Source organism: Gallaecimonas mangrovi, from assembly GCF_003367375.1.
Taxonomy (GTDB): Bacteria; Pseudomonadota; Gammaproteobacteria; order Enterobacterales; family Gallaecimonadaceae; genus Gallaecimonas; species Gallaecimonas mangrovi.
In genome coordinates, this window is the sequence record NZ_CP031416.1 from 1,557,290 (window position 1) to 1,583,291 (window position 26,002).

General features: G+C 50.5%; 21 protein-coding genes. 8 read left to right on the forward strand and 13 right to left on the reverse strand.

What is annotated here, in order from left to right; genetic code table 11:
• Positions 1-40 precede the first annotated feature (40 nt).
• From DW350_RS07415 to DW350_RS07455, 9 genes are all read right to left on the reverse strand, one after another.
• Positions 41-1,393, reverse strand: a complete 1,353-nt coding sequence (locus DW350_RS07415; RefSeq protein ID WP_115718254.1) for an OmpP1/FadL family transporter — start codon at positions 1,391-1,393, stop codon at positions 41-43.
• A 263-nt stretch (positions 1,394-1,656) separates the two neighbouring features.
• Positions 1,657-2,373, reverse strand: a complete 717-nt coding sequence (locus DW350_RS07420) for a DUF3379 family protein (RefSeq protein WP_115718255.1) — start codon at positions 2,371-2,373, stop codon at positions 1,657-1,659.
• Positions 2,370-2,876 carry a sigma-70 family RNA polymerase sigma factor gene (locus DW350_RS07425; RefSeq protein WP_115718256.1) on the reverse strand — a complete coding sequence of 169 codons (507 nt, stop codon included), beginning with the start codon at positions 2,874-2,876 and terminating at the stop codon, positions 2,370-2,372. Before DW350_RS07425 ends, DW350_RS07420 begins: the two co-directional genes overlap by 4 nt.
• Positions 2,877-2,976: 100 nt before the next feature.
• Positions 2,977-4,590 carry a BatD family protein gene (locus tag DW350_RS07430; protein WP_115718257.1) on the reverse strand — a complete coding sequence of 538 codons (1,614 nt, stop codon included), beginning with the start codon at positions 4,588-4,590 and terminating at the stop codon, positions 2,977-2,979.
• Positions 4,584-6,440 (reverse strand): VWA domain-containing protein, encoded by a 1,857-nt coding sequence (locus tag DW350_RS07435; RefSeq protein ID WP_192954849.1) that lies wholly within the window; start codon positions 6,438-6,440, stop codon positions 4,584-4,586. Before DW350_RS07435 ends, DW350_RS07430 begins: the two co-directional genes overlap by 7 nt.
• Positions 6,437-7,408, reverse strand: coding sequence for a VWA domain-containing protein (locus DW350_RS07440; RefSeq protein ID WP_115718259.1), 972 nt, complete (start codon positions 7,406-7,408; stop codon positions 6,437-6,439). The genes DW350_RS07435 and DW350_RS07440 overlap by 4 nt, the downstream gene beginning before the upstream one ends.
• Positions 7,401-7,856, reverse strand: a complete 456-nt coding sequence (locus DW350_RS07445; protein ID WP_115718260.1) for a DUF4381 domain-containing protein — start codon at positions 7,854-7,856, stop codon at positions 7,401-7,403. The genes DW350_RS07440 and DW350_RS07445 overlap by 8 nt, the downstream gene beginning before the upstream one ends.
• Entirely contained in the window at positions 7,850-8,773 is a 924-nt protein-coding gene (locus tag DW350_RS07450) for a DUF58 domain-containing protein (RefSeq protein ID WP_192954850.1), read from the reverse strand. The genes DW350_RS07445 and DW350_RS07450 overlap by 7 nt, the downstream gene beginning before the upstream one ends.
• An 8-nt stretch (positions 8,774-8,781) precedes the next feature.
• The gene (locus DW350_RS07455) at positions 8,782-9,738 is read right to left on the reverse strand and encodes an AAA family ATPase (protein ID WP_115718262.1); all 957 of its coding nucleotides are present in this window, start codon (positions 9,736-9,738) and stop codon (positions 8,782-8,784) included.
• A 166-nt stretch (positions 9,739-9,904) separates the two neighbouring features.
• On the opposite strand from DW350_RS07455, the gene fadI reads away from it, so the two are divergent.
• The 3 genes from fadI to DW350_RS07470 all read left to right on the forward strand — a co-directional run bounded on the left by fadI (position 9,905) and on the right by DW350_RS07470 (position 13,651).
• Positions 9,905-11,218, forward strand: coding sequence for an acetyl-CoA C-acyltransferase FadI (gene fadI, locus DW350_RS07460; protein ID WP_115718263.1), 1,314 nt, complete (start codon positions 9,905-9,907; stop codon positions 11,216-11,218).
• Positions 11,218-13,368: a fatty acid oxidation complex subunit alpha FadJ gene (gene fadJ / locus DW350_RS07465; RefSeq protein ID WP_115718264.1), complete on the forward strand. Its 2,151-nt coding sequence runs from the start codon at positions 11,218-11,220 to the stop codon at positions 13,366-13,368. The genes fadI and fadJ overlap by 1 nt, the downstream gene beginning before the upstream one ends.
• Positions 13,369-13,447: 79 nt before the next feature.
• A complete protein-coding gene (locus tag DW350_RS07470; protein ID WP_115718265.1) occupies positions 13,448-13,651 on the forward strand; it encodes a hypothetical protein in 204 nt (67 codons plus the stop codon).
• Between the two features lie 160 nt (positions 13,652-13,811).
• On the opposite strand, the gene DW350_RS19685 is transcribed toward DW350_RS07470, so the two are convergent.
• From DW350_RS19685 to DW350_RS07480, 3 genes are all read right to left on the reverse strand, one after another.
• Positions 13,812-13,946, reverse strand: coding sequence for a hypothetical protein (locus DW350_RS19685; RefSeq protein WP_264296845.1), 135 nt, complete (start codon positions 13,944-13,946; stop codon positions 13,812-13,814).
• A 73-nt stretch (positions 13,947-14,019) separates the two neighbouring features.
• Positions 14,020-18,303, reverse strand: a complete 4,284-nt coding sequence (locus tag DW350_RS07475; RefSeq protein WP_115718266.1) for an EAL domain-containing protein — start codon at positions 18,301-18,303, stop codon at positions 14,020-14,022.
• Positions 18,304-18,450: 147 nt separating this feature from the next.
• Positions 18,451-21,222 carry an insulinase family protein gene (locus DW350_RS07480; protein ID WP_115718267.1) on the reverse strand — a complete coding sequence of 924 codons (2,772 nt, stop codon included), beginning with the start codon at positions 21,220-21,222 and terminating at the stop codon, positions 18,451-18,453.
• A gap of 109 nt (positions 21,223-21,331) precedes the next feature.
• Between DW350_RS07480 and sixA the strand changes: the two genes are divergently transcribed.
• The gene (gene sixA, locus DW350_RS07485) at positions 21,332-21,790 is read left to right on the forward strand and encodes a phosphohistidine phosphatase SixA (protein ID WP_115718268.1); all 459 of its coding nucleotides are present in this window, start codon (positions 21,332-21,334) and stop codon (positions 21,788-21,790) included.
• On the opposite strand, the gene smrB is transcribed toward sixA, so the two are convergent.
• Complete coding sequence (gene smrB, locus DW350_RS07490; protein ID WP_115718269.1) at positions 21,779-22,297, reverse strand: endonuclease SmrB; 519 nt, start codon at positions 22,295-22,297, stop codon at positions 21,779-21,781. The genes sixA and smrB overlap by 12 nt on opposite strands.
• Positions 22,298-22,347: 50 nt before the next feature.
• Between smrB and prmB the strand changes: the two genes are divergently transcribed.
• The 4 genes from prmB to DW350_RS07510 are packed head-to-tail and all read left to right on the forward strand — an operon-like array spanning position 22,348 to position 26,001.
• Positions 22,348-23,286, forward strand: coding sequence for a 50S ribosomal protein L3 N(5)-glutamine methyltransferase (prmB, locus tag DW350_RS07495; RefSeq protein WP_115718270.1), 939 nt, complete (start codon positions 22,348-22,350; stop codon positions 23,284-23,286).
• Positions 23,287-23,288: 2 nt separating this feature from the next.
• Positions 23,289-24,353: a chorismate synthase gene (gene aroC / locus DW350_RS07500; RefSeq protein ID WP_115718271.1), complete on the forward strand. Its 1,065-nt coding sequence runs from the start codon at positions 23,289-23,291 to the stop codon at positions 24,351-24,353.
• A gap of 5 nt (positions 24,354-24,358) precedes the next feature.
• Positions 24,359-24,895 (forward strand): elongation factor P hydroxylase, encoded by a 537-nt coding sequence (locus DW350_RS07505; RefSeq protein WP_115718272.1) that lies wholly within the window; start codon positions 24,359-24,361, stop codon positions 24,893-24,895.
• Positions 24,892-26,001, forward strand: coding sequence for an ATP-NAD kinase family protein (locus DW350_RS07510; RefSeq protein WP_115718273.1), 1,110 nt, complete (start codon positions 24,892-24,894; stop codon positions 25,999-26,001). The genes DW350_RS07505 and DW350_RS07510 overlap by 4 nt, the downstream gene beginning before the upstream one ends.
• The last annotated feature ends 1 nt before the right edge of the window (position 26,002 follow it).

Consider the following 26,002-nt stretch of genomic DNA (forward strand, 5'->3'; position numbering starts at 1 on the left):
TAAAAAAAGGGGCCTTGGGCCCCCTTTTTGCTGGGTGCTATTAGAAGCGGTAGTTACCTTGCACAGACAAAATTTGGGCATGGCCCGACATTTCACCGGTAAAGTTACCGGTCAAAGAAGGGGAGCCGTCTTCAATAACGGAGCCTTCATCGATGTTGGCCTTTTTGGCATCCAAATAGTTGTAGGCAAAGTCGACATCAAAGTCTTTATTGAAGCTGTAGGTCATACCCACGCTGTACCAGGTACGGTCGGTGTCTGGAATACGCAGGTTACGATAATCAGCGTTAACCGGGCTTTGGTCATACTTGATACCGGCCCTTAAGGTAATGTCGTTGGTGGCGACGTAGGTCAAGCCCACAGCACCATACCAAGTGTCATCCCAGTCTTCGGTTTCATCTAGCAGCTCTGCACCAACGGCGCTATTGGCTTCCAGTTTGTCAAACTCTGACCATTCAACACGGTTAATGGATGCTTGCACTGATAACACTTCGTTGATTTTTTGGTTTACGGCCAATTCCCAAATGGCTGGCAGTGTTAAGTCCACTGAGTCGCCAAAGGAAGAGGGCAGGCTTGCCAAAAAGGCAGCACTGGTGCTGCTGGAGTCTTGAGCATAAAGTGCGGCGCCCAAGGTTGGCAGAATACCGGTGTTGATATCACCTTTGATGGTTAAATCCACTTTCGAGCGATACGCAAAGCCCACACGCGTGTCGGTACTAAAGTCGTAGCTCAAGCCAAAGTTCCAGCCAAAGCCATAATCATCGCCCTTAAGCTCGGTGATCTTTTGACCGGCAAAAGCGGCACCCGGCACGCTGGAGTCAAGGTTGGTTGGCATCGACGCGTTCAACGTTGCCTTGGCGTAAACCACGTCCAGACCAAAGCCAACAGAGAAACTGTCGTTAACCTTGTAAGCAATGCTGGGGTTGAGGTTGTAAGTTTTCAGGTCGGTCTTGTCGGCCAGCGGTGCACTCATTGAGCCGCCATCATAGTCGCTGACCAGGCCAAAGTTAGAGAAGCCGCCTATCCCCCAGGCCCACTGGTCATTAATGGGCGCTACATAGAAGGCCTCAGGCACAAACTCGTTGGGTGCAACATCATAGGAGTTGCTGGGTACGGTTTGGGCACCGGTGGTGAAGTAGTTGGTAACGCTGCCCTGCATGTCGATGTCCGGCATGATGTAAGCACCGGTGATACTGACAATAGGACGGTTAAATTGGGTCATCAATGCCGGGTTAGCGGCGACGACGGAACCATCAGCCGCGACGGCGGCTTCACCCGCATTAGCACGCCCCAGTGCTTTTGCTGAGTGTTCACTGATCTGGAAACCTGCTGCCATGGCACCAGAGCAGACGCTGAAAATGGCTGTTGCTACGAGTGATTTTCTGACTAACTGCATAATATTTTTCTCTCTCTTCAGGCATCCGTGACTAAAGTCCGCTCAGCGGACCTGTTGCGATATTATCAAAACTTCTGACTATTCGCCCAAAATTGCACCGGTTAAATGCGATATTTTGTACAAAAAAGTTACTGAACCGCAGTCAGTAATCAAGGGGGCGACAAATACAAGAATTGCCCGCATTTTAGGGGCTTAGGGTTTCTGCGCAACCTAAAAATAACCCGGCCGAAGCCGGGTATCAGGTCAATGGCGAATGAATGTCGTCAGGTGGACCAATCGAGGTTTTTTTTCAACTTTGTTTCCATGATGTTAAGGGGCTCACCCTTCTCGCCGATCAAAATGATTTGGTGGTCACCCATCTGTTCGGTTACGCCGTCGAACTGGCCATCAGCAAATACCGACTTTTCTTTTGCTCCGGCTTTGACCTTATTTTTGATAATAAAAACCGTTACCCGGCCTTTGCTGCCGGCAAACACGGCATGCAGGCTCTTGACGCCGTTAAAATCGCAGAAGTTAACGTAATAAATGTGGCCAATATTGCGGGTGAGGGTGGCCCCATAAACCGCAGACTTACTGTTAAAGGTTGCCAATGTGGCCTTTTCATCCACCGCATCGGTCATGGTGCTGTATTCGTGGTAGACGTGGGCGAGGGCATATTGGCTAAAGCCCAGTTGGCCCCTGTCGAGGGTAAAAAAGCTCAGCAGCGTGCCGGCAGTGAAGGCTAAGGAGGCGGCGATGGCGAGGTGCCAACGGCTCCGGCGTCGCTGGCGCTGCTCAAAGTCTTTGAGGCTTTGATTTAAAATAATGCGGCTTTGAAGGTTCGCGGGCACTGGCACCGTTAAAGCGGCTTTGAGGTCATTGTCTTGCTGGCGCACGTCATTAAGTAAGCGTTGACGCTCTGGGGTTTGGGCGTCTTCACAAAGGCCTGATTGCTGCGGTTCGGTCAGCAAGTTTTGACGAAACTCCAAGTCATTCATCATTGTGCCCTCCTGTCTTGTGCGGGACTTAACAATGTTCTTAGCTGGTTACGGGCGCGAAATAACCGCGTCATCACCGTGTTGGTGTTGAGCGACAACAGCTGGCCAATTTCCTCACCTGAGTAGCCGAACAGTACCTGCAACAACAAGGGTTCACGGTATTCAACGCTGAGTTGTGCCATGGCTCTTTGCAATTCCAGATGGCTGAGTTCGGTTTCGCTGTCGTGGCTACGCAGGTCCTGCAATTGCGCCTCTTCGTAATCGGTCATGTCGAATTGTTTACGCTCAAAACGCCTGGCGTTTTCTCGGCGCAAAATAGTGATAAGCCAGGCCCTGGCAGACTTCTCATCTTTCAAGTCATCCAGGTATTTCCAGGCCCGAAGAAAGGTTTCTTGCACCAAGTCGTCGGCAATACTGGCGTCATTGGTTAACCACAGCCCGTAGCGATAAAGGTCTGTTGATAAGGCCCCCACGAGGGCTTCAAATCGGCGTTGTCTACTGTTCATACCTTATTGACCGTGGTTAAGGCCTTGGTCTTTCAAGGCGGTGGCATTTTTTTAAGGTTGTTGTGGTGATAAAAAAGGCCAGCTTACCGCTGGCCTTTTATTAAAGCTTAAAACGCGCGTAAAGCCCGCTGCCTTCAGGGGGCGCTTTGGGCGGTTTCGCCGTGTTAAGTGCCTGCCATAATGGTTCACCATTCCAGCTGTGGCTGGATGTTGCAAAGCGCTGTTGTTGCAAGTCTTTTATGGCATCGGTTAGCGGCGGATGAGCAAAAAATTCAGCTAACGCTTCCAAGGAATGCAGCTGGTATTTATCTTGCGCCCAATGCAGCAGCGCTTGGCCAGCTTTGGCCGGGTCATTGCTTTTAATGGCTTGGCGCAACTGCTGCCAGCTAGGTGAGGCGGCTTCCTCTTTCGGCTGTCTTTCACTCGGTATTGGGGCTTTTTTACGCCATTTCGGACGCAGCCAGAACACCAGTGTTACCAGCCACAACAAGACTACCAGTGCTGTTAGCCATGGCCAGTAATCGGCATTGGCTTTCGCCGGTGGCAACGTACTGTTATCCGCTTGCACCTTTGATTGCTGGTCAGTTGCGGCAGGCGCGACGGTGACAGTGCGAGCGGGCAGGGTGGCAATCTCATACTGGCCTTTTAAGGTGTCAAACCAGGTGACGTCCACCTCTGGCAGAGTATAAGTGCCGGCTTTCGTTGGCACTAATGCCTGCGCCATGGTTTGCTGGGCCATCATCCAGCCGTCTTTTAAATAATTTTTACGGTCTTTTTGGTCCGGATACGACTTAAAGCCATCCGGTACCGCCATTTGCAAGGTCGGTAGCTCATTGGCTTCGGTGCCGGTGGCGGTAACAACCAAGGTGCGGGTGATGGGTTGCCCTACTTTCCAGTGCTTCGGATCTTGGCTCCAGCGGTCTTCCAGTTTGATTTCCCGGGCGGGTAGCCAGGGTTTGCTGGTATCGGGAATGGGCAGCACCGTCAGGCTTTGTGGCTGGCCAACCTTGCCGACGCTACGGGTGCCGTAAAAACCCAGACTGTTTTGGGTGTCAATTTCGCCGTTAAATACTGGTGGGTCAATAACATAGCTACCGACTTTCTTGGCAAAAATAGCGTAGTGGCGGCTGTAGGTTTCAAATGCCATACCCTGGCGAGTTTCGGTGCCTTTTTGGTCTTTGCCCAGTTGTTTAACGTCACCGTCATCCATTTTCGGGTCGGACAACTGCCCTTGGCGCAGGTCGGCACCTACCAGCAGTTTGACGTCGTAACTGACTTGCTGGCCGGGGTAAACCTGGTGATCTGACATCGAGGTTTCCAGCATGATGCTATCAACCTTGGTACTGGCGCCGGCTTTGACAACAGTCAGCTTGATGGGGGCTGTCATCATGCTGTCGACTTTGAGCGGCGGTATGGTGAAGTTGCCAGGTTTGGGGGCAATCAGAGTGACGCGCCAGGTGGTATTTTGGCTAAAGTCGCCATTAATAATTTGCGTGTTCTGACCAACGCTGGTGTTGCCAACAATGAAGTTTTTCAGCAGCGGCGATGTATCAAGCGCATCAGACGGCAAATTACCGTCGGCCACGACTTTAAGGGTGAAGCCGTCATTGGCTTGTACCGGGTTTTGGCTGACGGTGGCCTGTACCTGGGTGGCGGCCCATAGCAGGGTGGGAATAAGCCAGAGGCTGGCGAGCCAAAGCAGGCGCTTTACCATGGTTGATCTTCCTTCGCATTTCTTTTGCGCGCCTCATAAGCACGGCGCATTTGTTGTTGCAGCAGATAGCCGGGGTCATCGTTCACAGAGTCGAGAATTTTATCGGCCTCGGTTTGGGTGGCAGGGCCTTTACCGTCTTTAGGCAATGCCTTAGCTGCCTGTTGCTGGCCTTTTTTCGTGTCTTTGTCACCCTCGGCCTGGGCTTTTTGCGGTTCAGCCTGTTGTTTGTCTTTCGGTTGCTGGCTGTTAGCCCCTTGCTGGCTCTGCTGTTTTTTATCCTGATTTTGTTGTGGGTTTTGCGCGTTGTTTGGGTTTTGCTGCGCTTTGTTATCTTGGGGCTGCTGGTCCTTCTGCTTACCTTTATCGCCGGGCTTTTTCCCCTTGTTTTGACCCTTGTTATCCTTGGACTTTGGCGATTGGTCTCCAGGCTTTTTGCCCTGGTTGCCTTTGTTGTTTTGGCTGTTGCCTTGTTGGTCTTTATTCTGGTTTTTACCGTCTTTATTTTTGTTTTGGTCAGAGCCTTGCTTGTTTTTATGCTGAGCTTGCTGCTTTTTCACCAAGTCGCGGTTAAAGCGGGCATCTTTAAAGTCCGGCTTTTCTTTCAGCGCTTTATCGTAGGCTTTAAGGGCATCATCCAGTTGCCCTGCCTTGGCTAAAGCATTGCCTTCGTTGTAGCGGGCTTTGGCGCCTTTTTGCGTGGCCCAGAGCTTTGCGGCTGCTTTATATTGGCCAGCACGATATAAAGCAGCAGCTCGCCAATCAGGGTCATTAAAGGTATTGGCAGCCGCTTTAAAGTCTTTTTTCTGGTACTGCTGATAGCCTTCCTGGCTGCGGTTTTTAAAGGCATCAGCATGGGCTTGGGGCGCCATCTGCACCAGGGTTACGCCAAGGGCTGCAACCAACAAGCCACGGCGAAAAGCCAGCAGCAGCAGTGGCACTAACAGCCACAGCAAGTAGCGGCCGCCGTCTTGAGGCAGGCTAATGACCTCGTCAGATTTATCTTCTTTCCCCTTGGGTTTGGTCAGTAGCGCTTTGATGTCACCGTCGTCGAGGCCAGCCTTGATACAAAGGCCGTTAACGGCAGAACAGACATCCGACATGTGGGTTTGCGGAATAACGACTTGGCCATTGTCGCCTTTTAATAAGCCCCCCGACATGGTTTTGATGGGCGCGCCCTGTGGGGTGCCAAACACTAGCGCCGACACCTTAAATTCGCCTAAATCCAAGTTGCTAATAGCGCTTTGCTCTTGCTTGGTAAAACCATCGGTAAACAGCAAAATATTGCCGCGTTTAAAACCGGCGTGGGTTAATAGCGCCATGGCTTTTTTTATGCCCAAATCGGCCCTTTGCCCCTGCACCGGCATAATTTCGCTGGAAAGAGCATGAATTAAATGCTCAAGGGTACTGGCGTCTTTGGTTAGCGGTGAAATGGTAAAGGCGTCGCCGGCATAGGCCACCAAGCCGGTTTCACCTTCTTTTAGGGCCCGTACCAAATCGATGGCTTTGAATTTCGATTGCGTTAGGCGGTCAGGGGTAAGGTCGGTGGCGCGCATGGTCATCGACATATCCATCACGATGACTCGGCCGCCACTGAGCTGATAAAGCGGGTATTTGTCTTGTCGCCAGCTGGGACCGGCTAAGGCGAGGGTGGCAATTAGCCAGCCCAGGGCGAGCAGCAACAAAGGCCAGCGGCTTTGGGCGCCGTCTTGGCCCGTTAACAGGTGTTTGGCTAAATGCGGCGGCAGCAATTTTTGCCAACCGGAGCCTGCCGGGCGGCGCTGCCAGCACCACCAAAGCAATACGGCCAGGGGAATAAGGGCCAGTAACCAATAGGGCCTTAGCAAGATCATCGGCTCCTCCATACAGCAACGGCTACCGTCAGCAATAGCAGTAATGACAAGGGCCAAAAGAACATGTCTTTGCGCGGGCGCATCACTTGTTGGTTGTCCTTCAACGGCTCAAGCTTATTGAGTTCGCTATAAATCTGTTGCAGCTCTTTGGTGTCTTTGGCCCGGAAAAAACGGCCGCCGGTATCTTTGGACAACTCGGTGAGCAGTGTTTCATCTGGCGGATCTGGGTTGGGCACTTTAATGGCACCGAAAGGGGTACGCTGCAGCTGGTAATCTGAGCCCAGACCAATGGTGTAGAAGGTCACGCCTTTGGCCTTGGCGGCGGCAATGGCGTCTTGTGGGTCAACCGAGCCGGTATTGTTGTGGCCATCGGTCAGCAATATAGCCACTTTTTTCTTGCCCGGTCTTTTGGCCAGTTCTTTGGTGGCCAGCGCAATGGCTTCGCCAATGGCGGTGCGGGTACCCACTAAGCCAAGTTGCGCCTGTGACATAAAGGTGGCGATGGTACTGAGGTCGTACGATAGCGGTGCCTGCACATAGGCATGGTCGGCAAATAAAATTAAGCCTAAACGGTCGCCTTTACGCTTTTTAATAAAACTGCTGAGTACATGTTTGGCGGCTGTTAAGCGGTCCACCGCATGGCCGTTGTATTCCATGTCGGTTTCTTGCATCGAGGCTGAAAGGTCGAGGATCAGCATCATTTCCCGGCGGCTGTCTGGCAAGCTTACCGGTTGGCCAATCCACACCGGCCGTGCCAGCGCCACTAAGAGCAGTAACCAGGCAAGCCATTTTATCCAAACGGGTAATTTGCGCCGCGCTAGAGCGGGGCTGTCCATATTGGCGGCCTGGGCAATAGCCAGTGGTACTTTAAGCCTTGAAAGGCTCGGTAAGGGCTGAGCGGGTAAAAAGCGCCAAATCAGTGGCAGCGGCAGTAGCAATAATACCCAAAGGCTTTCAAATTCAAGCACCTTTGCCTCCTTGGGCCGCTATCCAGGCCTGGGCAAACTGCTTTAGTGCCTCAAAGTGTTCGAAGCTGACCGCAAAACTTTTGGCATAAGGCCCGGCTTCAAGCAGCTCCAACGTATGGCGGTCAGGTGCTTTGGGGCTGTGCTGTTGTAAAAAACTTACCCAGGCTTTGCCTGACAAGGTGCCAACGGTGGCCGGGTCGTAATAATAAATGGCGGCTTCTTTTAGCAGCTGATTGAGAGCGGCCAGAAAATCGTCGCCATTACCCAGCTGCTGCAGGCGCTGTTGTAGTCGCACTTTGACGCGGTTGTTTTGTTTGGTTTTTAACAGCCAGCCAATGGCCACAGCGGCTAGCAACAGCACAATGGCGATAAGCAACCACCAGCCCCAGGCCAAAGGCCAAAACGACGGCGGCAGCGGCTCTTGAATATCTTTGAGTTTGTCTAGCATGGCTGCACTTTTTCTATCTGAAATTCCAGCGATTGCTGGGCACTGACGGCGCAAAATCGAATATTCATGCCTTTTAACACCTGGCGAACAGCATCGAGCTGTTGCAGACGATTTTGCTGGTAGTGATTACGAAAGCGCCCCGAGCCAATGGGCAGTAATCCTTTGGAATCAATTCCTTGTACTGGCAGTGTCATCGGAAGTCGCGACGAAGGCAGGCTAAGCTCTAACGGGTCGGTTATCAAAAACACGCTAACGTCAGCGTGCTTTTGTAAGCGTGCCATCAACCAGCGGCTTTCATCGTTCCAGCCTTGTAGGTCGCTGACTATCCAAAGTTGGCTGCCGGGAGCGGCCAGGCGAATGCTGCGCCTGAGTAAGTCATTTAAATGCTCAGGCCGCGGCGTCAGTAGATCAAGCGCTTGTGATTGCAGCTCTACCAGGGCGTGAGCAAGGGCTAACACGCCTTTTTGCCGGCCTTTGGGCTTTAGCTCTTTATGCTGCTCGCCATTGCTGATGAGGGCGCCGACACGGTCACCCCGTTCAGCCACGTGCCAGGCCAGTAACGCTGCAACATGGCCCGCTTGTACGGCCTTAAGCAGCAGCTGCGAACCAAATTGCATGGTGGGGCCAAGGTCAACGATAAGCTGCACCGGCTTTTCCCGCTCTTCCCGAAACAACTTGGTATGGGGCTTACCGGTGCGGGCTGTTACCCGCCAGTCGATGCTGCGAATGTCATCACCAACTTGGTATTGGCGCACTTCGTCAAAATCCATGCCCCGGCCTTTGGCTCGAGCCAAGTGATGGCCTGCCATATGGGCCTGCGCCGAGGCTTTTGGCGTCAGCTGTACCTGGCGCGCCAAACGGCGATAAGGCACCAATTCTTCAAGGCTCAGGCCGATGCCATTTGCACCGGTCGGCATTACTGGCTTCATGGGCAAGGAACGCGGGAAAGAATGCGGTCCAGCACTTGCTCCATGGTCACGCCGCTGGCCTCAGCCTGGTAAGACAGCAACAAACGGTGGCGCAACACATTGGGCAGCAGGGCCTGCACGTCGTCAGGGGTTACAAAGTCGCGACCGGCAAGCCAGGCGCGGGCGCGGGCGCAGCGCTCAAGGGCGGCGGTGGCACGAGGGCTGGCACCATAGGCAAGCCAAGTGGCCAATTCGTCGTCAACCTTGGCTGGGTCGCGGGTTGCCATGATCAGCGCCACCATGTATTGCTCGACCGCTTCGGCTAGGTGCAGATTAAAAATTTCCCGGCGGGCGGTAAAAATATCCTGCTGGGTTAACGGCTCTACCGGCTGCGGTTTGTCGGCAATGGCTTCTTGACGATTCAAACGCAAAATAGCCATTTCGGTTTGTGCGTCGGGGTAATCGACCTGCACATGCATCAAGAAGCGGTCTAACTGCGCTTCAGGCAGCGGGTAGGTGCCTTCTTGCTCCAGCGGGTTTTGGGTTGCCATTACCAAAAACAGTTCAGGCAGCGGATAAGTGGTTTTACCAACGGTGATTTGCCGCTCGGCCATGGCTTCAAGCAATGCCGACTGCACCTTGGCCGGTGCACGGTTAATTTCATCAGCGAGCAACAAATTATGAAAAAGCGGCCCGGGCTGGAATGAAAATTCACCGGTTTCAGGGCGGTAAATATCGGTTCCGGTCAGGTCGGCTGGCAATAGGTCAGGGGTGAATTGCACCCGGTGGAAGTCAGCTTCCAACCCCTGCGATACGGCTTTAATGGCGCGGGTTTTAGCCAGCCCCGGCGGGCCTTCTACCAACAGGTGGCCATCAGCCAATAGGGCTATCAATAAATTCAAGGTTAGCTGGCTTTGGCCAACCACCTGCTTATCTAAGTGTGTACGTAGACGAGTAAATGCGGCGCGTGACATGAAAATTCTGGTTATTCTCGAGTGTTGGCCTTGTTTTAACGGAAAACGCCAGCAAGGTCCACTTTGCTACCGTTAAGAGGCGTTTTCATTTTGAAAAGGAGTGGTTACAATCGGTCATTCACAGGTCTGACCTCTGTGATCACAGATAACGCAAAGAGAGGAAGGGATGACGGCTAAAACCCAAAACCTAAAAACCGGAAACGGCGAGCGCATCGCGGTCGTAGCCGGTTTGCGTACACCGTTCGCCCGCCAGGCGACCTACTTTCATGGTGTACCAGCATTGGATCTGGGAAAAATTGTGGTTAATGAGCTGCTGATGCGCAGCGAGCTTGACCCGACATTGGTTGACCAACTGGTTTTTGGCCAAGTGGTGCAAATGCCAGAGGCGCCCAATATCGCCAGGGAAATTGTGCTGGGCACCGGCATGAATGTGCATACCGATGCTTACAGTGTGTCTAGGGCCTGTGCGACGTCGTTTCAATCGACCGTCAATATCGTTGAATCTATTGTTTCTGGCACCGTTGATATCGGTATTGCTGGCGGCGCCGACTCTTCGTCCGTGTTGCCTGTAGGGGTGTCTAAAAATCTCGCCCGCGCCTTGGTGGATTTAACCAAAGCGAAAACTCTAAGCCAGCGCTTCGCCATTTTCCGTCGCCTGGGGCTGAAAGATTTGTTGCCGGTACCCCCTGCGGTTGCCGAGTATTCGACCGGCCTTTCCATGGGCGACACCGCCGAGCAGATGGCGAAAAGCCATGGCATTAGCCGCCTGGCGCAAGATGAGTTGGCTCATCGCTCCCATACCCTGGCGGCCAAAGCCTGGGCCGACGGCGTGTTGCGTGACGAGGTCATGGTCGCCCACGCTGAACCCTATAAGGGCTTCTTAGATAAAGACAATAACGTTCGCGAGAATTCCGATTTGGCGGGTTATGCCAAGTTGCGCCCGGCTTTTGATCGCAAGCATGGCACGGTAACCGCTGCTAATGCCACGCCGCTAACCGATGGGGCCTCAGCCATTATCTTGATGCGTGAGGGTAGGGCAAAAGAGCTTGGCTATCAGCCGCTTGGCTATATCCGTTCCTATGCTTTTGCTGCCATTGATGTTTGGGAAGACATGCTGATGGGACCGTCTTATGCCTCGCCCATCGCCCTGGACCGAGCGGGCATTAGCCTAAAAGATTTGGCGCTTATTGACATGCATGAAGCCTTTGCCGCCCAAACCCTGGCCAACGTTAAAATGTTTGCCTCTGATGCTTTCGCCAAGGAAAAGCTGGGGCGTGATAAAGCAACCGGGGAAATCGACATGGATAAGTTCAATGTGCTGGGTGGCTCCATTGCCTTTGGTCACCCCTTTGCGGCCACTGGCACTCGCATGATCACCCAGACGCTGCGTGAGTTAAAACGCCGTGGTGGCGGCTTTGGGCTTACCACCGCTTGCGCTGCTGGTGGCTTGGGTGCTGCCATGGTTTTGGAGGCCGAATAATGACTGACAAAACATTTTCTTTAGAACGCCGGGAAGACGGTATTGGCATTATCCGTATGGATGTCCCTGGTGAAACCATGAACACCCTAAAAGCGGCCTTTGCGGACGAAATTCGCGCCATTTTAGAAGACGTTCGCCACGACCCGGCCATCAAAGGTTTGGTGCTGACCTCGGGCAAAGAGGGCTCTTTTATCGCCGGTGCCGATATCGGCATGTTGGACCAATGTGAAACCAGCAGCGATGCCGCCGAGCTGGCGAAAGCGGGCCATGCCATCTGCGCTGAGATCGCAGAGCTAAAAATACCGGTTATCGCTGCTATTCATGGGCCTTGCTTAGGTGGTGGTCTGGAGCTGGCGATGGCGTGCCATGGCAGGGTTGTGAGTGACTGGGAGAAAACCGCCCTGGGGTTACCCGAAGTGCAGTTGGGGCTATTGCCTGGTTCTGGCGGTACCCAGCGGTTACCGCGCTTGGTGGGCATTCAAAAAGCGCTGGATATGATGCTAACCGGCAAACAGCTTCGCCCCAAGCAGGCACTGAAAGCAGGGCTGGTTGATGATGTGGTGCCTAAGTCGGTGCTTTTAGAGGTTGCCGCTGCGTTGGCTCAAAAAGGCAAACCCAGCCATAACGCTAAAAAGTCATTGAAAGACAAACTCTTGGAAGATAACGGTGTTGGCCGTAATGTGGTGTTCGACCAAGCTCATAAAACCGTTATGCGCAAAACTGGCGGCCATTACCCGGCGCCGCTGAAAATACTTGAGTGCGTGCGTGTTGGGATGACCGACGGGATGGATGCCGGGCTGACGCTAGAGGCCAAAAGCTTTGGCGAGTTAGTGAAAACGCCCCAGAGCAAACAGCTGCGTGGCCTCTTTTTTGCCACTACCCAAATGAAGAAAGAGACAGGGGCCGACGGTGTTAAACCCAAGAAGGTGCATAAAGCTGCCGTGCTTGGTGGTGGATTGATGGGGGGCGGCATCGCCAATGTAACGGCGATAAAAGCGGGCATTCCTACTCGCATCAAAGATATTGGTGACCAAGGTATTAGCCACGCTCTTAAATACAGCTACGACCTTTTGATGAAGAAGGTTAAGCGCCGGCATCTGACCAAAGCTCAAGCCCAAAAGCAGATGATGATGCTAAGCGGTGATACCCAATATCGCGGCTTTCATGACGTGGATATTGTTGTTGAAGCCGTATTTGAGGATTTAAATCTTAAGCATCAAATGGTTAAGGATGTTGAGGCAAATTGCAGCCCCGACACTATTTTTGCGTCTAACACCTCATCATTACCCATTGCGCAGATCGCACAAGCTGCAGAGCGCCCGGAAAATGTTATTGGTCTGCATTACTTTTCGCCCGTGGACAAAATGCCGCTGGCCGAAGTGATTGCTCACGATAAGACCTCTGCACAAACCATTGCTACCACTGTTGCCTTTGCCCGTCGGCAGGGTAAAACCCCGATAGTGGTGAAAGACGGCGCTGGTTTTTATGTAAACCGCATTCTGTGCCTTTATATGAGTGAGGCCGCTTATCTATTGATGGAAGGTGAGCCGGTTGAAAAACTGGATAAGGCCCTCAAAGATTTTGGTATGCCGGTTGGCCCCATGACGCTGTTAGACGAAGTGGGGATTGATGTTGGTGCTAAAATCGCCCCAATCTTAGAAAAGGAGCTGGGTGAGCGGTTTAAAACACCTGAAGCCTTTGACAAACTGCTTGCAGATGGCCGTAAGGGCAAGAAATCTCAAAAAGGTTTTTATCTGTATACCAATCAGCCTAAGTCTTGGAATCCGTTTAAGAAAGCGCCTAAAAAGCCGGTAGACGAGTCTGTTTACAAGGTGCTTGGGGTGACGCCTGCCAGCAAACTAGCTGCCGATGCCATGGTTGAGCGGACCATAATGCAAATGCTCAACGAGGCGGCTCGGTGCTTGGATGAAGGCATTATCAATAATGCCCGTGATGGTGATATCGGTGCCATTTTTGGCATTGGTTTCCCTCCCTTCCTTGGTGGCCCTTTCCGTTATATGGATAGGCTGGGGGCCAAAGCTGTTGTTGGCAAGCTTAAAGCATTGGAAGAACGCTTTGGTGCCCGCTTTGCGCCCAGCCCGTTGTTGGTGCGGATGGCAGATGAGGGGACCGGCTTTTATCAAGACTAAAAAAAGGGGCTTCGAGCCCCTTTTTTGTTCATAAAATCGACACTATGGTATGCTAGACACCTCGTTTGGGAGACGCCTGATGCCATTCTTGTTGTTACCTTTTATATCTTTGTCTTTTGCCTTTTTGTTTTATGTTGATGCCATTAAAGGCGGCTTGGAGCCTAAACAATGGGCACTGGCAGGACTGCTATTGGGGCCTATCGCCTGGCCACTGTTGCAGGTTAAAAAGCAAATTTGGTTTCGGCAGGTTTGCGGTTATTCAGGCGTGTGGTTAAAAGCTTAAAAGAAAGGCGCTTAATTAAGCGCCTTTTTACTACTACGACCACCACCTATTTGCTGGTGTAACAACAATCGGTAGTGTCTCAAGTCCCTTTGGTAAGTGAACGTGCCGTTTTTTATTAAAGCCCCAAATGGCCCTTAATAACCTTTTTTTTAGACGTTCTTCACTGCGAGATGCGGTCATCAATCAGAATGACAGCAGTGCTATCGGTGGTTGTGGTAGTGGCACTGGTCGTTGTAGTCGCAGTGGTGGGGGACAGAATATTGAGAACGGTGGTCAGTAAAGCAACACTAAACATGTATGTCTCCAAAATCAGTTGTTTATTGGCAGATGTCTAACTTCTTTGCTAAAGCAGATATCGTGCCAATGTCTTAACGTTTTAGGTCCACTACATCAGCTGGTCCCAGTAGGCCACCTCTGTTATTGAGCTTTTGCTCAAATTCATCGGCAGGCATAGGTTTACCAAATAAGAAGCCTTGACAGGTAGGGCATTGCAAGGCCTTCAGCTCCGTTAATTGCTCTATGGTTTCCACCCCTTCAGCAACCACGTGTAAGCCCAGTGTTCTGGCAAGATGGATGATACCCTCTGTTAAACTTCTAGCACTTTCATCAGTCGTCAAATCCTTGACAAAAATGCGGTCAATTTTGATACAGGTGACGGGAAATTGGCGGAGGTTTGAAAGGGAAGAATAGCCAGTTCCAAAATCATCCATTGCCAACGTAATGCCTCGCTCTCGCATGCGGTTCATCGTAGCGATAGCTCGCTTGGGGTCCTCCATCATGGCGCCTTCAGTGATTTCAAGCTCCAAAATATGAGTGGGTAGGCCAGTACGAACCAATACATCGTCAATCACACTAATAAGATCGCTATGCCTAAATTGCCTGGCCGAGAGATTAATGGCTATGCGGCCTGGAAACATGCCTTGGTCATACCATTTTTTCACTTGCTGGCAACTGGCTTCCATAACCCAATTTCCCACTTCGATAATCAGACCGCTTTCTTCTGCTACGGGGATAAATTCAACGGGAGAGATATAACCACCCTTGCCATCGGGTAGTCGTAACAGCGCTTCAGCACCATTACAGCGACTGGTTTGAGTATCTACTTTCGGCTGATAGTAAACCTCAAACAAGTTTTCCCTAAGTGCCTTTCTGATGCGATTCTCAATGGCTAAGCGGGCATTAGCTTGCTCGTTCATTGACGATGAGAAAAATTGACAGCTTTTATTATCTTCATGCTTAGCGTGATACATGGCCGCATCCGCGTTGCGAAGCAGATACTCTGGTGTAGCGCCGTCATCAGGGTAAATCACAGCCCCAATAGCGCATGACATGTTTAGCTCCTCCCCTTCGATATGAATGGGTTGTGAGAGCTGCTGGTGCATGTCGATCGCAAGTCGCGTTACTTCATCAAGCTTGGTTGCATTTTCAATGAGCACGGCAAACTCGTCTCCACCCAATCGATAGAGGGTATGATAGCTTTGCATGGATTTATTTAATCTGGCAGAGGCCTCTATCAGTAGTCTGTCGCCAAATTGATGGCCCAGTGAATCGTTTATTTGTTTAAAGTTATTAAGATCTAAAACCAATAGTGCAAAAGGTTGGGCTTTTCTTACCAAGCTTGCCAGTGTGCTCATGAACAGGCTACGGTTCGGCAGACTAGTTAGGGTATCGGTATTTGTTAATCGCTCAAGTTCTCTTTCCTTTTCTTTTCGTTCTGAAATGTCAGAAAAAACAGCAACGTAGTTAAAGTCATCCTTTTCTTCATCAAAGACCTTATCGATGGTGATATCGATAGGATAGATTTCACCATTTTGGCGCTGAGCCTCTATTTCATCATGCCAGCGGCCATAGCGATCTAAAGTTAATTTTACTTGTTCTAAAAAACTACTGTTATAAAGTGAAAAATACCAAGGCTTTCCGATAGCTTGCTCTTTTCCAATTCCCGTTATCTGTACAAAAGAGTCATTTACTTCTTGAATAATGAAATCAGGTGTCACTATACAAATTGCATCTGATATATTGGTAAAGCAACGCGCTAAAAGTTTCAACATCTCTTCTGTTTTCTTTAAATGAGAGATGTTTTTTAACGTGCCTGTTATACGCAGTGGCAAGCCATTGTCGTCGTATTCGACCACACGGCCGCGGTCAAGGATCCAGAGCCAGTGCCCATTTTTGTCCTGGACGCGATAAGCAACCTCAAACTCTTCTTGATTGCCTTCAAGGCAAGCTTCTAACGCTGATTTTACCCTTGGTAAGTCATTTTTATAGATATTGTTTCTTTCGTCTTTACCACGAAAACCATCATTGGGTAGTAGCAGTGTATTCCATATATTGGAACGGTAAATATTACCAGACTTGATATCCCAGTCCCAAAGTTCATCACCACTTCCCCAAAGGGCTAGCTTAAGACGTTCTTCACTTTCTAATATTTTTGCATGTTGTTTCCTTCTATTATTTATATTGGAGGCAATCAACATGAAAACTGACAGTAAAAATAAAGAGTAAATAAAAAATGCAGTAGTACTTTGCCACCAGGGAGGTAAAATATTTATTTTGTAAACAGGGGAGTTAGCAACGACAACGTTATTATCCAATGCCCGAAATTTAAGGTAATGAACTCCCGACTCTAAGTTGCTTAAAGTAAGTGAGTTAAAACCATCAAAGTGATACCAGTCTTGACCATAACTAGATAAATTGTATTGAATTTTTACTTTGTCTGGATAAGGGTAATTTAAAAGGGCGATGCTAAATGTAAAAGGATATTGATAACGTTCTAACTGTAGATGATGCTTCTTATTTAATACGCTGAGTAATGACGGATTATCTTTATTGTATATCTTTAGATTTGATACTAATAAATGGCCGCCATCTATACTTTTATTCAGTTTTTTTAAACTGATTTTTGATATGCCTTTTATTCCACCAAAATAAACATTGTCTTTTGAGTCATCTGTGACAGAGTTTGCAACATATTCTTTTAGTAACGGATATCGGGAGTCAAAGAACTTGATTGCCTTAAATTTATTCCCATCTTTTAAGTAAACTCTTAATCCTTTGGATGTCGATGTAAATAAATAAGTATCTTTTTCTGAATGTATTGATGTTAAAGCATAAAGATCTTCACTATCATTTAAATCCAGGGAGCTAATTTTTTTACCATTTGAATTTATTACTGAACCGCGCTTGGAGAAGAAAATTAAATTATTTTTTATCAATGCATATTCTTTGACAAGTTCATTTGATAGTTTTTCTGGGTTGTTTCCATGTATATCAAATCTACAAAGTCCATTTTCACCGCCTATAAATATTTTTTTTGAAAAAAACTTTATAAAGTTGACGAAGCCAAAATCGCATGAGCTAGACAGGTGGAGTTTTTCTATTCTTCCACTTTCTATTTCGAATAGCTGCCTTTTTTCATCGATGAATTTCCAATTATCACTCCAGTCAGCATCAATTATATAGTTTTTAAAATGATAAGTTTCGCTTGAGTGACTCTCGTTTAATAGTTGAATTTCATTTTGTTTCGAAATTAAAATGCTGCTTTCATTTGAAAAAACAGAAAAAAAGTCATGGGATTTAGATTTTTCTATCTGCCGCGTTTTAAGGTTATATTTGTAAAGGTAATTTTCATTATCAATAATATACAGTGTATTATTCAGCTTGGCGAGATAAGTAATATAAACTTGTTTTCCTAGGTTGGGTAGTAATATATTTTTCAATGAAGCTGGGTATTTATGGTATTCTTTCAATCCTTCAGCATGGGTAGCAATAAAAAAATAGTTGTTTATAGATAATAATGCCCATACTTTACCATCAAAAACCTTTGATTCATTATGATTTTTTTCTTTTTCAAAAAGACCTTTGTTTTTTGCGATTATTAAATTTCCGTCTTTTAAGAAAAAATCATTTACACTACCTGATGATAATTTTTTCACTAATAAAAGTTCGGGAGTTAGTTTGAAAAGCCCTTCATCTGATGCTATATAAATATAGTTATTGTATTTTTTTATTTTATTTATCTTTTTCCCGAACTCTTCTGTTGATTTAACTACATGATAATCTAGTGTTTCTTCGATAAGACCATTGCGAAAACTTCCTAAAAGGATAGATTTTTCACCTGTATATATTGATTTTATTTGATTTTTATCTGACTTTAGGGTCTTTGTTTTATCTTTTTCGTTATATAGCCAAAGACCACTGTCTGTAGAGATAAGAACATAACCTTTACCTAAAGAATGAATCGACCAGATAGTTTCATTGCGAAAGCTGTTTACAATTGAGAATGTCGATTCATTTATAGTTTTTGATATCAATCCACGTTGGGTGCCTGCCCAGATGGTACCTGCTTCATCAACGGATATATTCCTGATGTAATGTGATACGTCGTCATTACTGCGGTATAAATCAAACTTTTTTAATGAGACCCCATCAAAACGATACAAGCCACCGGCTGTTGCCAGCCAATAATACCCTTGTTGATCCTTCTTGATATCGAATACTGATAGCTGAGATAAGCCATTGCTTTTGTTGATGGTCTTGTAGAGGTAGTAGTCGGAAGCGGGTGCATCGTCAGCGAAGGCTTTGACGCAGGGAAGGGCGGTAAGCAAAAGCAAATAGCATACGCTGGCAAGTAACGAGGCGATGCGTAACATTCTAGGTTCCGATGCAAGGCATTTTTTTAGTTTAGAAGACCTTTATAACTCTTTACATCAAAGAGTTAAATGCGCTTTGTCGACATTTTCCTACATATCTCGTTGGCTCCACGCTTAGTGCATGTTTTTCGCGGTGGAGCCGACGAGTTAACTGTTACTTGCCAGCGGCCAGTGGTAGCGCCGTGACTCGCTTTTGAAGGCGCCTACATCGCTGATAAAGGTGCCTTCATCAAGCACTTGCAGATGCCGATGCTGTTGGCCAACAGAGGCAAGCAAGAGTCTATCCGCCTGCTTGGCTCTCAGCCTTTTCATCATGAAGCGAATAAAATCGGCTTTTTGAAAACGGTGTACTTCTTCGGCAAGACGCTGGCGCCAATCAAAAGTGAGGTCGCCTTGACCAATGGCGTGCCACAAACGACTAGAACGGTCAGCCAACGCACTATCGGGTTGCATCAATTGGTGGAGTAGCGCCATTTTGGTGTTGTGCCATTGGCTTTCACTCAAGCCCAATAGCAACAGAGAAAAGTCGCTGATGAAGTCATCAATGGCATCCAACAGCTGTACCGGCCCCGCCACAGGACTTTGAATATAAAACAGCAAACCGGGCAGACGCTGCATGGGAAAAAAGCTAACACCCAGCATATAGCCCAGTTGCTGTTTGTTTCTCAGTTCATCAAAGTACGTGGCACTCATTACCTGTTGCGCCAGCATAAAGAACACATGTTCGCGCACCGAGGCGCTGCGTCCTTGATAAAAAACCAAAATCGCAGAATCAGGGTGCTCAACTGCATAGGTGCGCTGCAGCGGCCCGCGTTGGTAAAGACTAAGCACCTTGCGAACCGGTTCTTGGCCACTGGCGCGTGACATGACTTCGTCGAGCCAGGGTGTTACTTCTTCTCGCGGCGCACTGCCGTGCACTAAACCCTCAACAAATAGTGAGTTGATCACCTGTTGCTGGTGTTCAACCAAGTCTTGATAGCTTATGGCCGTCATTTCTTTGGCTAAGCGTTCATAGCCGGGGTGCGAGGGTTGTAATAGCCGCGTTAGTTCGGCAAGTAGTTGCTGAACGGGCTTTTGCTGTTTGAGCGACTGGTATTGACGAATTAAGGCTCGCCTACACATTTCCATTACTGGCTCGGGCGGGTTTTGGTCCAATAACCGTTCGGTAATATGGCTAAAAAGGCGGTGTTGGCGGCCCAGAATGCCACCTAGCTGCAGCGTAATGCCTGCTTGCTGGGGATAAAGTTGCCAACTAAGTCCTGCCAGCTCTGCATCATAAAGCTCGCCGGTTAGCGATTCTGAAACCATGTCTAACCACAAGCGGGTCATGGCGATGTGTTTGGGGGTAGCCATGGCGTGCGGGCTTTCCATCGCCAGATACAAATGCCCCTTTGGCAGCCTGAAATCGGGGTCCTGCCAATGCCACAGCCTGACATGGGGGCCTTCTTTTACCTTTTCTGGGCGTTCTGTTAAATGGCCGATAGGCGCCGGATCAGGCGCTTCGCCTAGGAAAGGATTCGGGCTTGGCAGTGTCAATGCTGCCAAGACCTTTGGTGCGTGCCAGCGGCAAAGCCATTCTTTGCTAATCGGCCGGGTAAAAAAGGGCGTGTGGTACCAAGGGGCTTCGGTTTCGCCTTCAACATCAGGGGAAACCAGCGCTAAGCGAAGATTATCTGGGGTCAGAAATTCCAGCCAGTAACGAATACGTTCTGGCTTGAATTCGCTCATCACAAAATCGCCATAGAGCACATCATCCGGCGGATATTGCAAAAGGTTAACGGCCAGATGGCTGCTGTAATCCATCGGTTCGGTGACTTCCATCAACCGAAATGACTGCTCGGCAAGGCGTTGGCGTTCGACAAAACGCCAATCTTCCAAGCCTTGGGTTTTTACCAGCTCCAGCATCGCAAATAGCGCTTCGACTATTTCCATTTGATGCTGTTCACCGTCTTGGGTGAGCAGAAACTGCACTGTGTATTCACGAAAGCCGCTGCCACTGATGCCGCCACCTGCTGAAAGCGCTTCTACCCAGCCTTGCTCTTTTAAATAGGCCAGCAGGCTGCCGTCACCCTCGTGGCCCAGCAAGTGGCTGATAAAGGTCAGTGGTTTTTGTCGATATTCGTTTTCTACCGACGGCAGTGGAAAATTAACCGCCAATCGGCGCTGCTCTTTTAGCGGTTTCGCCGATACTTGGAAGGGCAGGTTTTGATAAAGACGGGTGCCTTCCCAAAACGCGGGAACCTTATCCCCTTGGGCAATGTCGGAGAAATAGCTATGGGCCCAAGACGACAGCTCAGCAACAGATTGTGGCCCATAGAGCACTAAGGTCATGTTGCCTGCGTGGTAGTGCCGGTTAAACAGCTCCCTGGCTTCAGCCGCGAGTGCGGTTGGGTCGCCCGCCAGCGTTTCTAAGTTGCCTACCGAGAACTTACTGAAAGGATGCTCCGGATTCACCACGGCTTTATGCACTTGATAAAGTCGGCGGGTGTCGTCTTGCAGTTTCAGGCGATATTCCGCGTCTATGGCGTGCCGTTCGTTGTCAACGGACTCCGGAAGCAGCAGCGGGCAAACAAAAAAGCGGGAAAAGCGCCACAGCGCATCTGCAAATTGCTCGGGCTGAACATCGAAGAAATAGCTCGACTGTTCGGTACCGGTCCAAGCGTTATGGTTGCCGCCCGCTTGCTGAATAAAATTTTGATACTCCCCGGCGCCCGGGTGCGTATCTGTACCTAGAAACAGTAAATGTTCGACGAAATGCGCAAGGCCCTCCCGGTGAGGAGGATCGAAAAAATGCCCGACACGCACCGCGACAGCCGCAGCTGCCTTATGGCTCTTAGCGTCTTCCACCACCAGTACCGGCAGGCCATTGGCCAGGGTGATATGTCGATAAGTACGGTGATCAAAAGGACTTTTATGCACGTCGGCCCCTGTTGCAAGGTGAAGTACTCATTATGACCATCCTTTGTAAGATTGGAAACGCCAGCGCCATTCTGTACACTGCGCGACCAGATTTTTTTGGAGTTTCAGCATGCAGATCCTGGTAATGCGCCACGGCGAAGCCGAGCCGCAGCATACCCATGATGCCGAGCGCCGTTTAACCGCTTTCGGTAAACAGCAGGCGACCGCGCAAGGCCAATGGCTAAAAAGCCAGGGTTGGCAGCCCGATGCATTGTGGGTTAGTACCTACCTACGTGCCCAGCAAACCGCAGACGCGGTGGTAAGAGCCCTAGATGCTAGCCCCAAGCGCTTGGTACTGAACGAACTCATCCCTGACGGTGATGTAGAGGCGGTAGCCGATTTAGTGGCTGGCTCCAACGACATTGAGCGACTGCTGATTGTTTCGCACATGCCGCTAGTCTCTTATTTGGTGGAAAAACTGGTCCCGGGGGCAGTGCCTTTGGCTTTTGCTACCGCCCAAATTGTTGTTATCGATATCAATGAGGGCAAGGCCGAGGTCAGCCTGCGTCAGTTATCGTCAGTGGACTGAATCGACCAGCATTAACAAGGCGCCTTGGCCGCCGTATTCTCTGGGCGCCGAATGCATAGCCAGCACCTTTGGGTGCTGCGCTAACCAGCTCGGTACCTGTTTTTTAAGGGTGCCAGTACCAATACCGTGCAGCACACATAGGCAGAACACCTGATCTTTCACGGCTCTGTCAATCAATGCCACCAATTCAAGCTTGGCCTCTTCACGGTTCATGCCGTGCAGGTCTAAGGTCATTTCCGGGGCATAGTCGCCGCGGCGCAGCTTTTTTAACTCTCCTGCCGACACCCCTTCTCGCACATAATTTGGCCAGTTGTCGCCAAAGTGCGGTTGGTAGCTGTCAGAAAAATAAAAACTGGCCTCGCGGGCGGTCTTTTGATCCTGCATTTGCTGGCGTTTAGGGCGTCGCGGGCGCTCATGGCCTATGGTATCCTGCGCCAGCGGCCGAGTACCGGCCATGGCTTCACGGAAAACCGCCAGTTCATCGTCGTCGATAGGTGTCTTTTTCATGGGGCCATAGTGTAGCCCAGCACGGTGCCGGGCTGAAATGGGAGGCAGAATTGGACAAGATTTTTTTAGATGAAGCCGTTGCTGAGCTTCATAGCATCCAGGACATGATCCGTTGGGCTGTCAGTCGCTTTAGTGCCGCGAATATGTATTTCGGCCACGGCACTGATAACCCCTGGGACGAAGCGGTCGCCCTGGTGTTGGCCACCCTGTATCTGCCCATGGACATTGACAACGACACCCGTCATGCCCGCCTAACGGTGTCGGAGCGCCAGCGTATCGTTGAGCGCATTATGGTGCGTATTCAAGAGCGCAAACCGGTGCCTTATATCACCAACCAAGCCTGGTTTTGCCACATGCCTTTTTACGTGGACGAGCGGGTACTTATTCCGCGCTCGCCCATTGGTGAGCTAATTGAAAACCATTTCTCACCTTGGCTGGACGGGCGTCCGGTTACCCGCATTCTTGACCTATGCACCGGTTCTGGTTGCATTGGTATTGCCTGTGCCCATTATTTCCCCGAAGCGGAAGTGGACATCACCGACCTTTCCAAAGATGCCTTAGCGGTGGCCGAGCGCAATATCGAAGAGCACGGCATGTTGCATCAGGTTACGCCTATTCATTCCGACCTGTTTCGCAGTATTCCCGAAGGCGAAAAGTACGACCTAATCGTCACTAACCCGCCTTATGTTGATGCCGAAGATATGTCGGATCTGCCTGACGAGTACCAGCACGAACCCGCTGTTGCCCTAGCCGCTGGCACCGACGGCCTCAAATTGGTGAATCGTATCCTCGCTGATGCCGGTAAATACCTTAAAGAAGGCGGTATCTTGGTGTGCGAAGTGGGCAATAGCGAAGTGCACATGAATCACCAATACCCAGAATTGCCGCTGGTGTGGCTGGAATTTGAACGTGGCGGTAGCGGCGTCTTCTTGATCACCAAGGAAGACTTGGACCAACACGCCGAATTGTTCAGTCTTTACAAGGAGTAACCATGGCCGGTAATACCTTTGGCAGCATTTTTACCGTGACCACCTTTGGTGAGAGTCATGGCTTGGCACTGGGCGCCATTGTTGACGGTTGCCCGCCGGGGCTGGCATTAACCGAGGCCGATCTCCAGCACGACTTAGACCGTCGCCGCCCCGGCAGCTCGCGCTACACCACGCCGCGCCAAGAAGCCGACCAGGTCAAAATTCTTTCCGGTACCTTTGAAGGCAAAACCACCGGCACGCCCATCGGTTTGGTTATTGAAAACACCGACCAACGTTCAAAAGATTATTCTGACATTGCCCGCCAGTTTCGCCCTGGCCACGCCGACTATGGCTACCACCACAAATATGGTCTGCGTGACTATCGCGGTGGTGGCCGTTCCAGTGCCCGCGAAACCGCCATGCGGGTTGCCGCCGGTGCTATCGCCAAAAAATGGCTGGCCGAACAAGGGGTCAGTATTCGCGGCGCCTTGGTGGCCATGGGCAATGTTGATTGCCCGGTTACCGACTGGAGCCAAGTGGAGCAGAACCCGTTTTTCTGTGGTGACGCCGCCAAGTTAGAAGACCTAGACGAACTGCTGCGCGCCATTAAAAAGGAAGGCGACTCCATTGGCGCCAAGGTCATGGTTGAAGCCAGTGGCGTGCCGGTGGGCCTGGGTGAGCCGGTGTTTGACCGCCTCGATGCCGATATTGCCAAGGCGATGATGTGCATCAATGCCGTTAAAGGCGTAGAAATTGGCGACGGTTTTGAAGCTGCCCGCCAACGCGGCTCTGAGCATCGAGACGAAATCACCCCCGAAGACGGCTTTTTAACCAATCACGCCGGCGGCGTTTTGGGTGGCATCAGTACCGGCCAAACCATTAGCGTTAATATTGCGTTAAAGCCTACCTCCAGCATTAAAGTGCCGGGGCGCAGCATTGATGTAGACGGCAACGCGGTAGAAGTGGTTACCAAGGGCCGCCATGACCCTTGTGTTGGTATTCGGGCGGTACCCATTGCCGAGGCGATGCTGGCCCTGACCTTAATGGACCACTGGCTGCGCCACCGGGGACAAACCGGAAGGCTGTGAGCGGTATGCACCAATATTCTGACCTCGTGATGCTGTTTAACGACTGCTTTTTGGCCAGCCATAATACCGAGCTGGTCAAAGGCGATGTTGAACCTATCTATTTGCCAGCAGATAACGCGCATCCGCATCACCGCATTGTCTTTGCCCATGGTTATTACGCATCGGGCATGCATGAAATAGCCCATTGGTGCTTGGCAGGACAAAAACGTCGAGAGCTGGTGGATTACGGCTACTGGTATTGCCCAGACGGCCGTAACACGGCCCAGCAACAGGCCTTTGAAGCCGTCGAAATTAAACCCCAAGCCATTGAGTGGGGGCTTTGTGCTGCGGCCGGTTTTCGTTTTAACGTCAGTACCGACAACCTCAACGGCAGCGCTGAGCCTGACCGAGCCGGCTTTCAGCGCAAGGTTTATCACCAAGTTATGGCCTACCTTGACTCCGGCTTTCCGGCTCGAGCCGCGCAATTTATGGCGGTGCTAGCAAACTTTTACCAGCGCCAGCCGGTCACTGCCGCCGACTTTACCTTGCCGGAGGCGCGATGAAGCTTGGGCTCATTATTAATCCTGTCGCCGGTGTTGGCGGCAGCGTCGCCCTTAAAGGCAGTGACGGGGTGGTAGAAGAAGCCTTGGCGCGCGGGGCGGTAAAACAAGCGGGCCAGCGCACGCGCATGGCGCTAGAGCCGCTTTTGGCATTAAAAGATAAATTATCTTTTGTGACCGCCTCGGGTGAGATGGGGGCCGAGCTATTGGCCGACATGGGCTTTGGCTATGAGGTGGCGTATCAAGCAGCCTCAAAAACCACCGCTGACGACACTAAAGCTGCCGTTAACGCGTTACTGGCCGCCCAGGTCGAGTTACTGCTTTTTGCTGGCGGCGACGGCACTGCCCGCGATATTTGTGCGGTGGTTGGTGAGCAACTGCCGGTGCTGGGAGTGCCTGCCGGCTGCAAAATCCATTCAGGGGTTTATGCGGTTACGCCAAAAGCGGCAGGGGAGCTTATCGCTTCCTTGCACCGCGGTGAGCTATTGAGCCTGATGGATGCCGACGTCATGGACATTGACGAAGCGCAGTTTCGCCAAGGTGTGGTCAGAGCCAAACGCTTTGGTGAAATGCGTATTCCGAGCTCGCTCCAATATGTGCAAGCGGTTAAGCAGGGCGGTAAGGAATCGGACGAACTGGTGCTGCACGACATCGCCAGTGAGGTGATTAGCCGCATGGAACCGGGCATGCGTTTTGTGATGGGGTCGGGCTCTACCGTCGCCTTTATCATGGAAGAGCTGGGGCTTGATAACACGCTGCTGGGGGTTGACCTTATCGAAGATGAGCGGCTTATCGGCAGTGATTTGACCGAAGCAGAGCTGTTCGAGGCCATTTCGCCCAACACCCAACTGGTGATCACCCTCATTGGCGGCCAGGGTCACCTCTTTGGCCGCGGTAACCAGCAGCTGAGCCCGCGGGTTATCCGCAAAATCGGCCGCGAAAACATACTGGTGGTGGCCACCAAACGCAAACTTCAGGCCCTTGATGGCCGCCCGCTTATCATTGATACCGGCGATGCCGAGCTTGACCGCCAATTAACCGGTATTTACCCCATTATTACCGGCTACCGGGACAGCGTAATGTACCGGGCCGCCAACCCGACGGACTGAT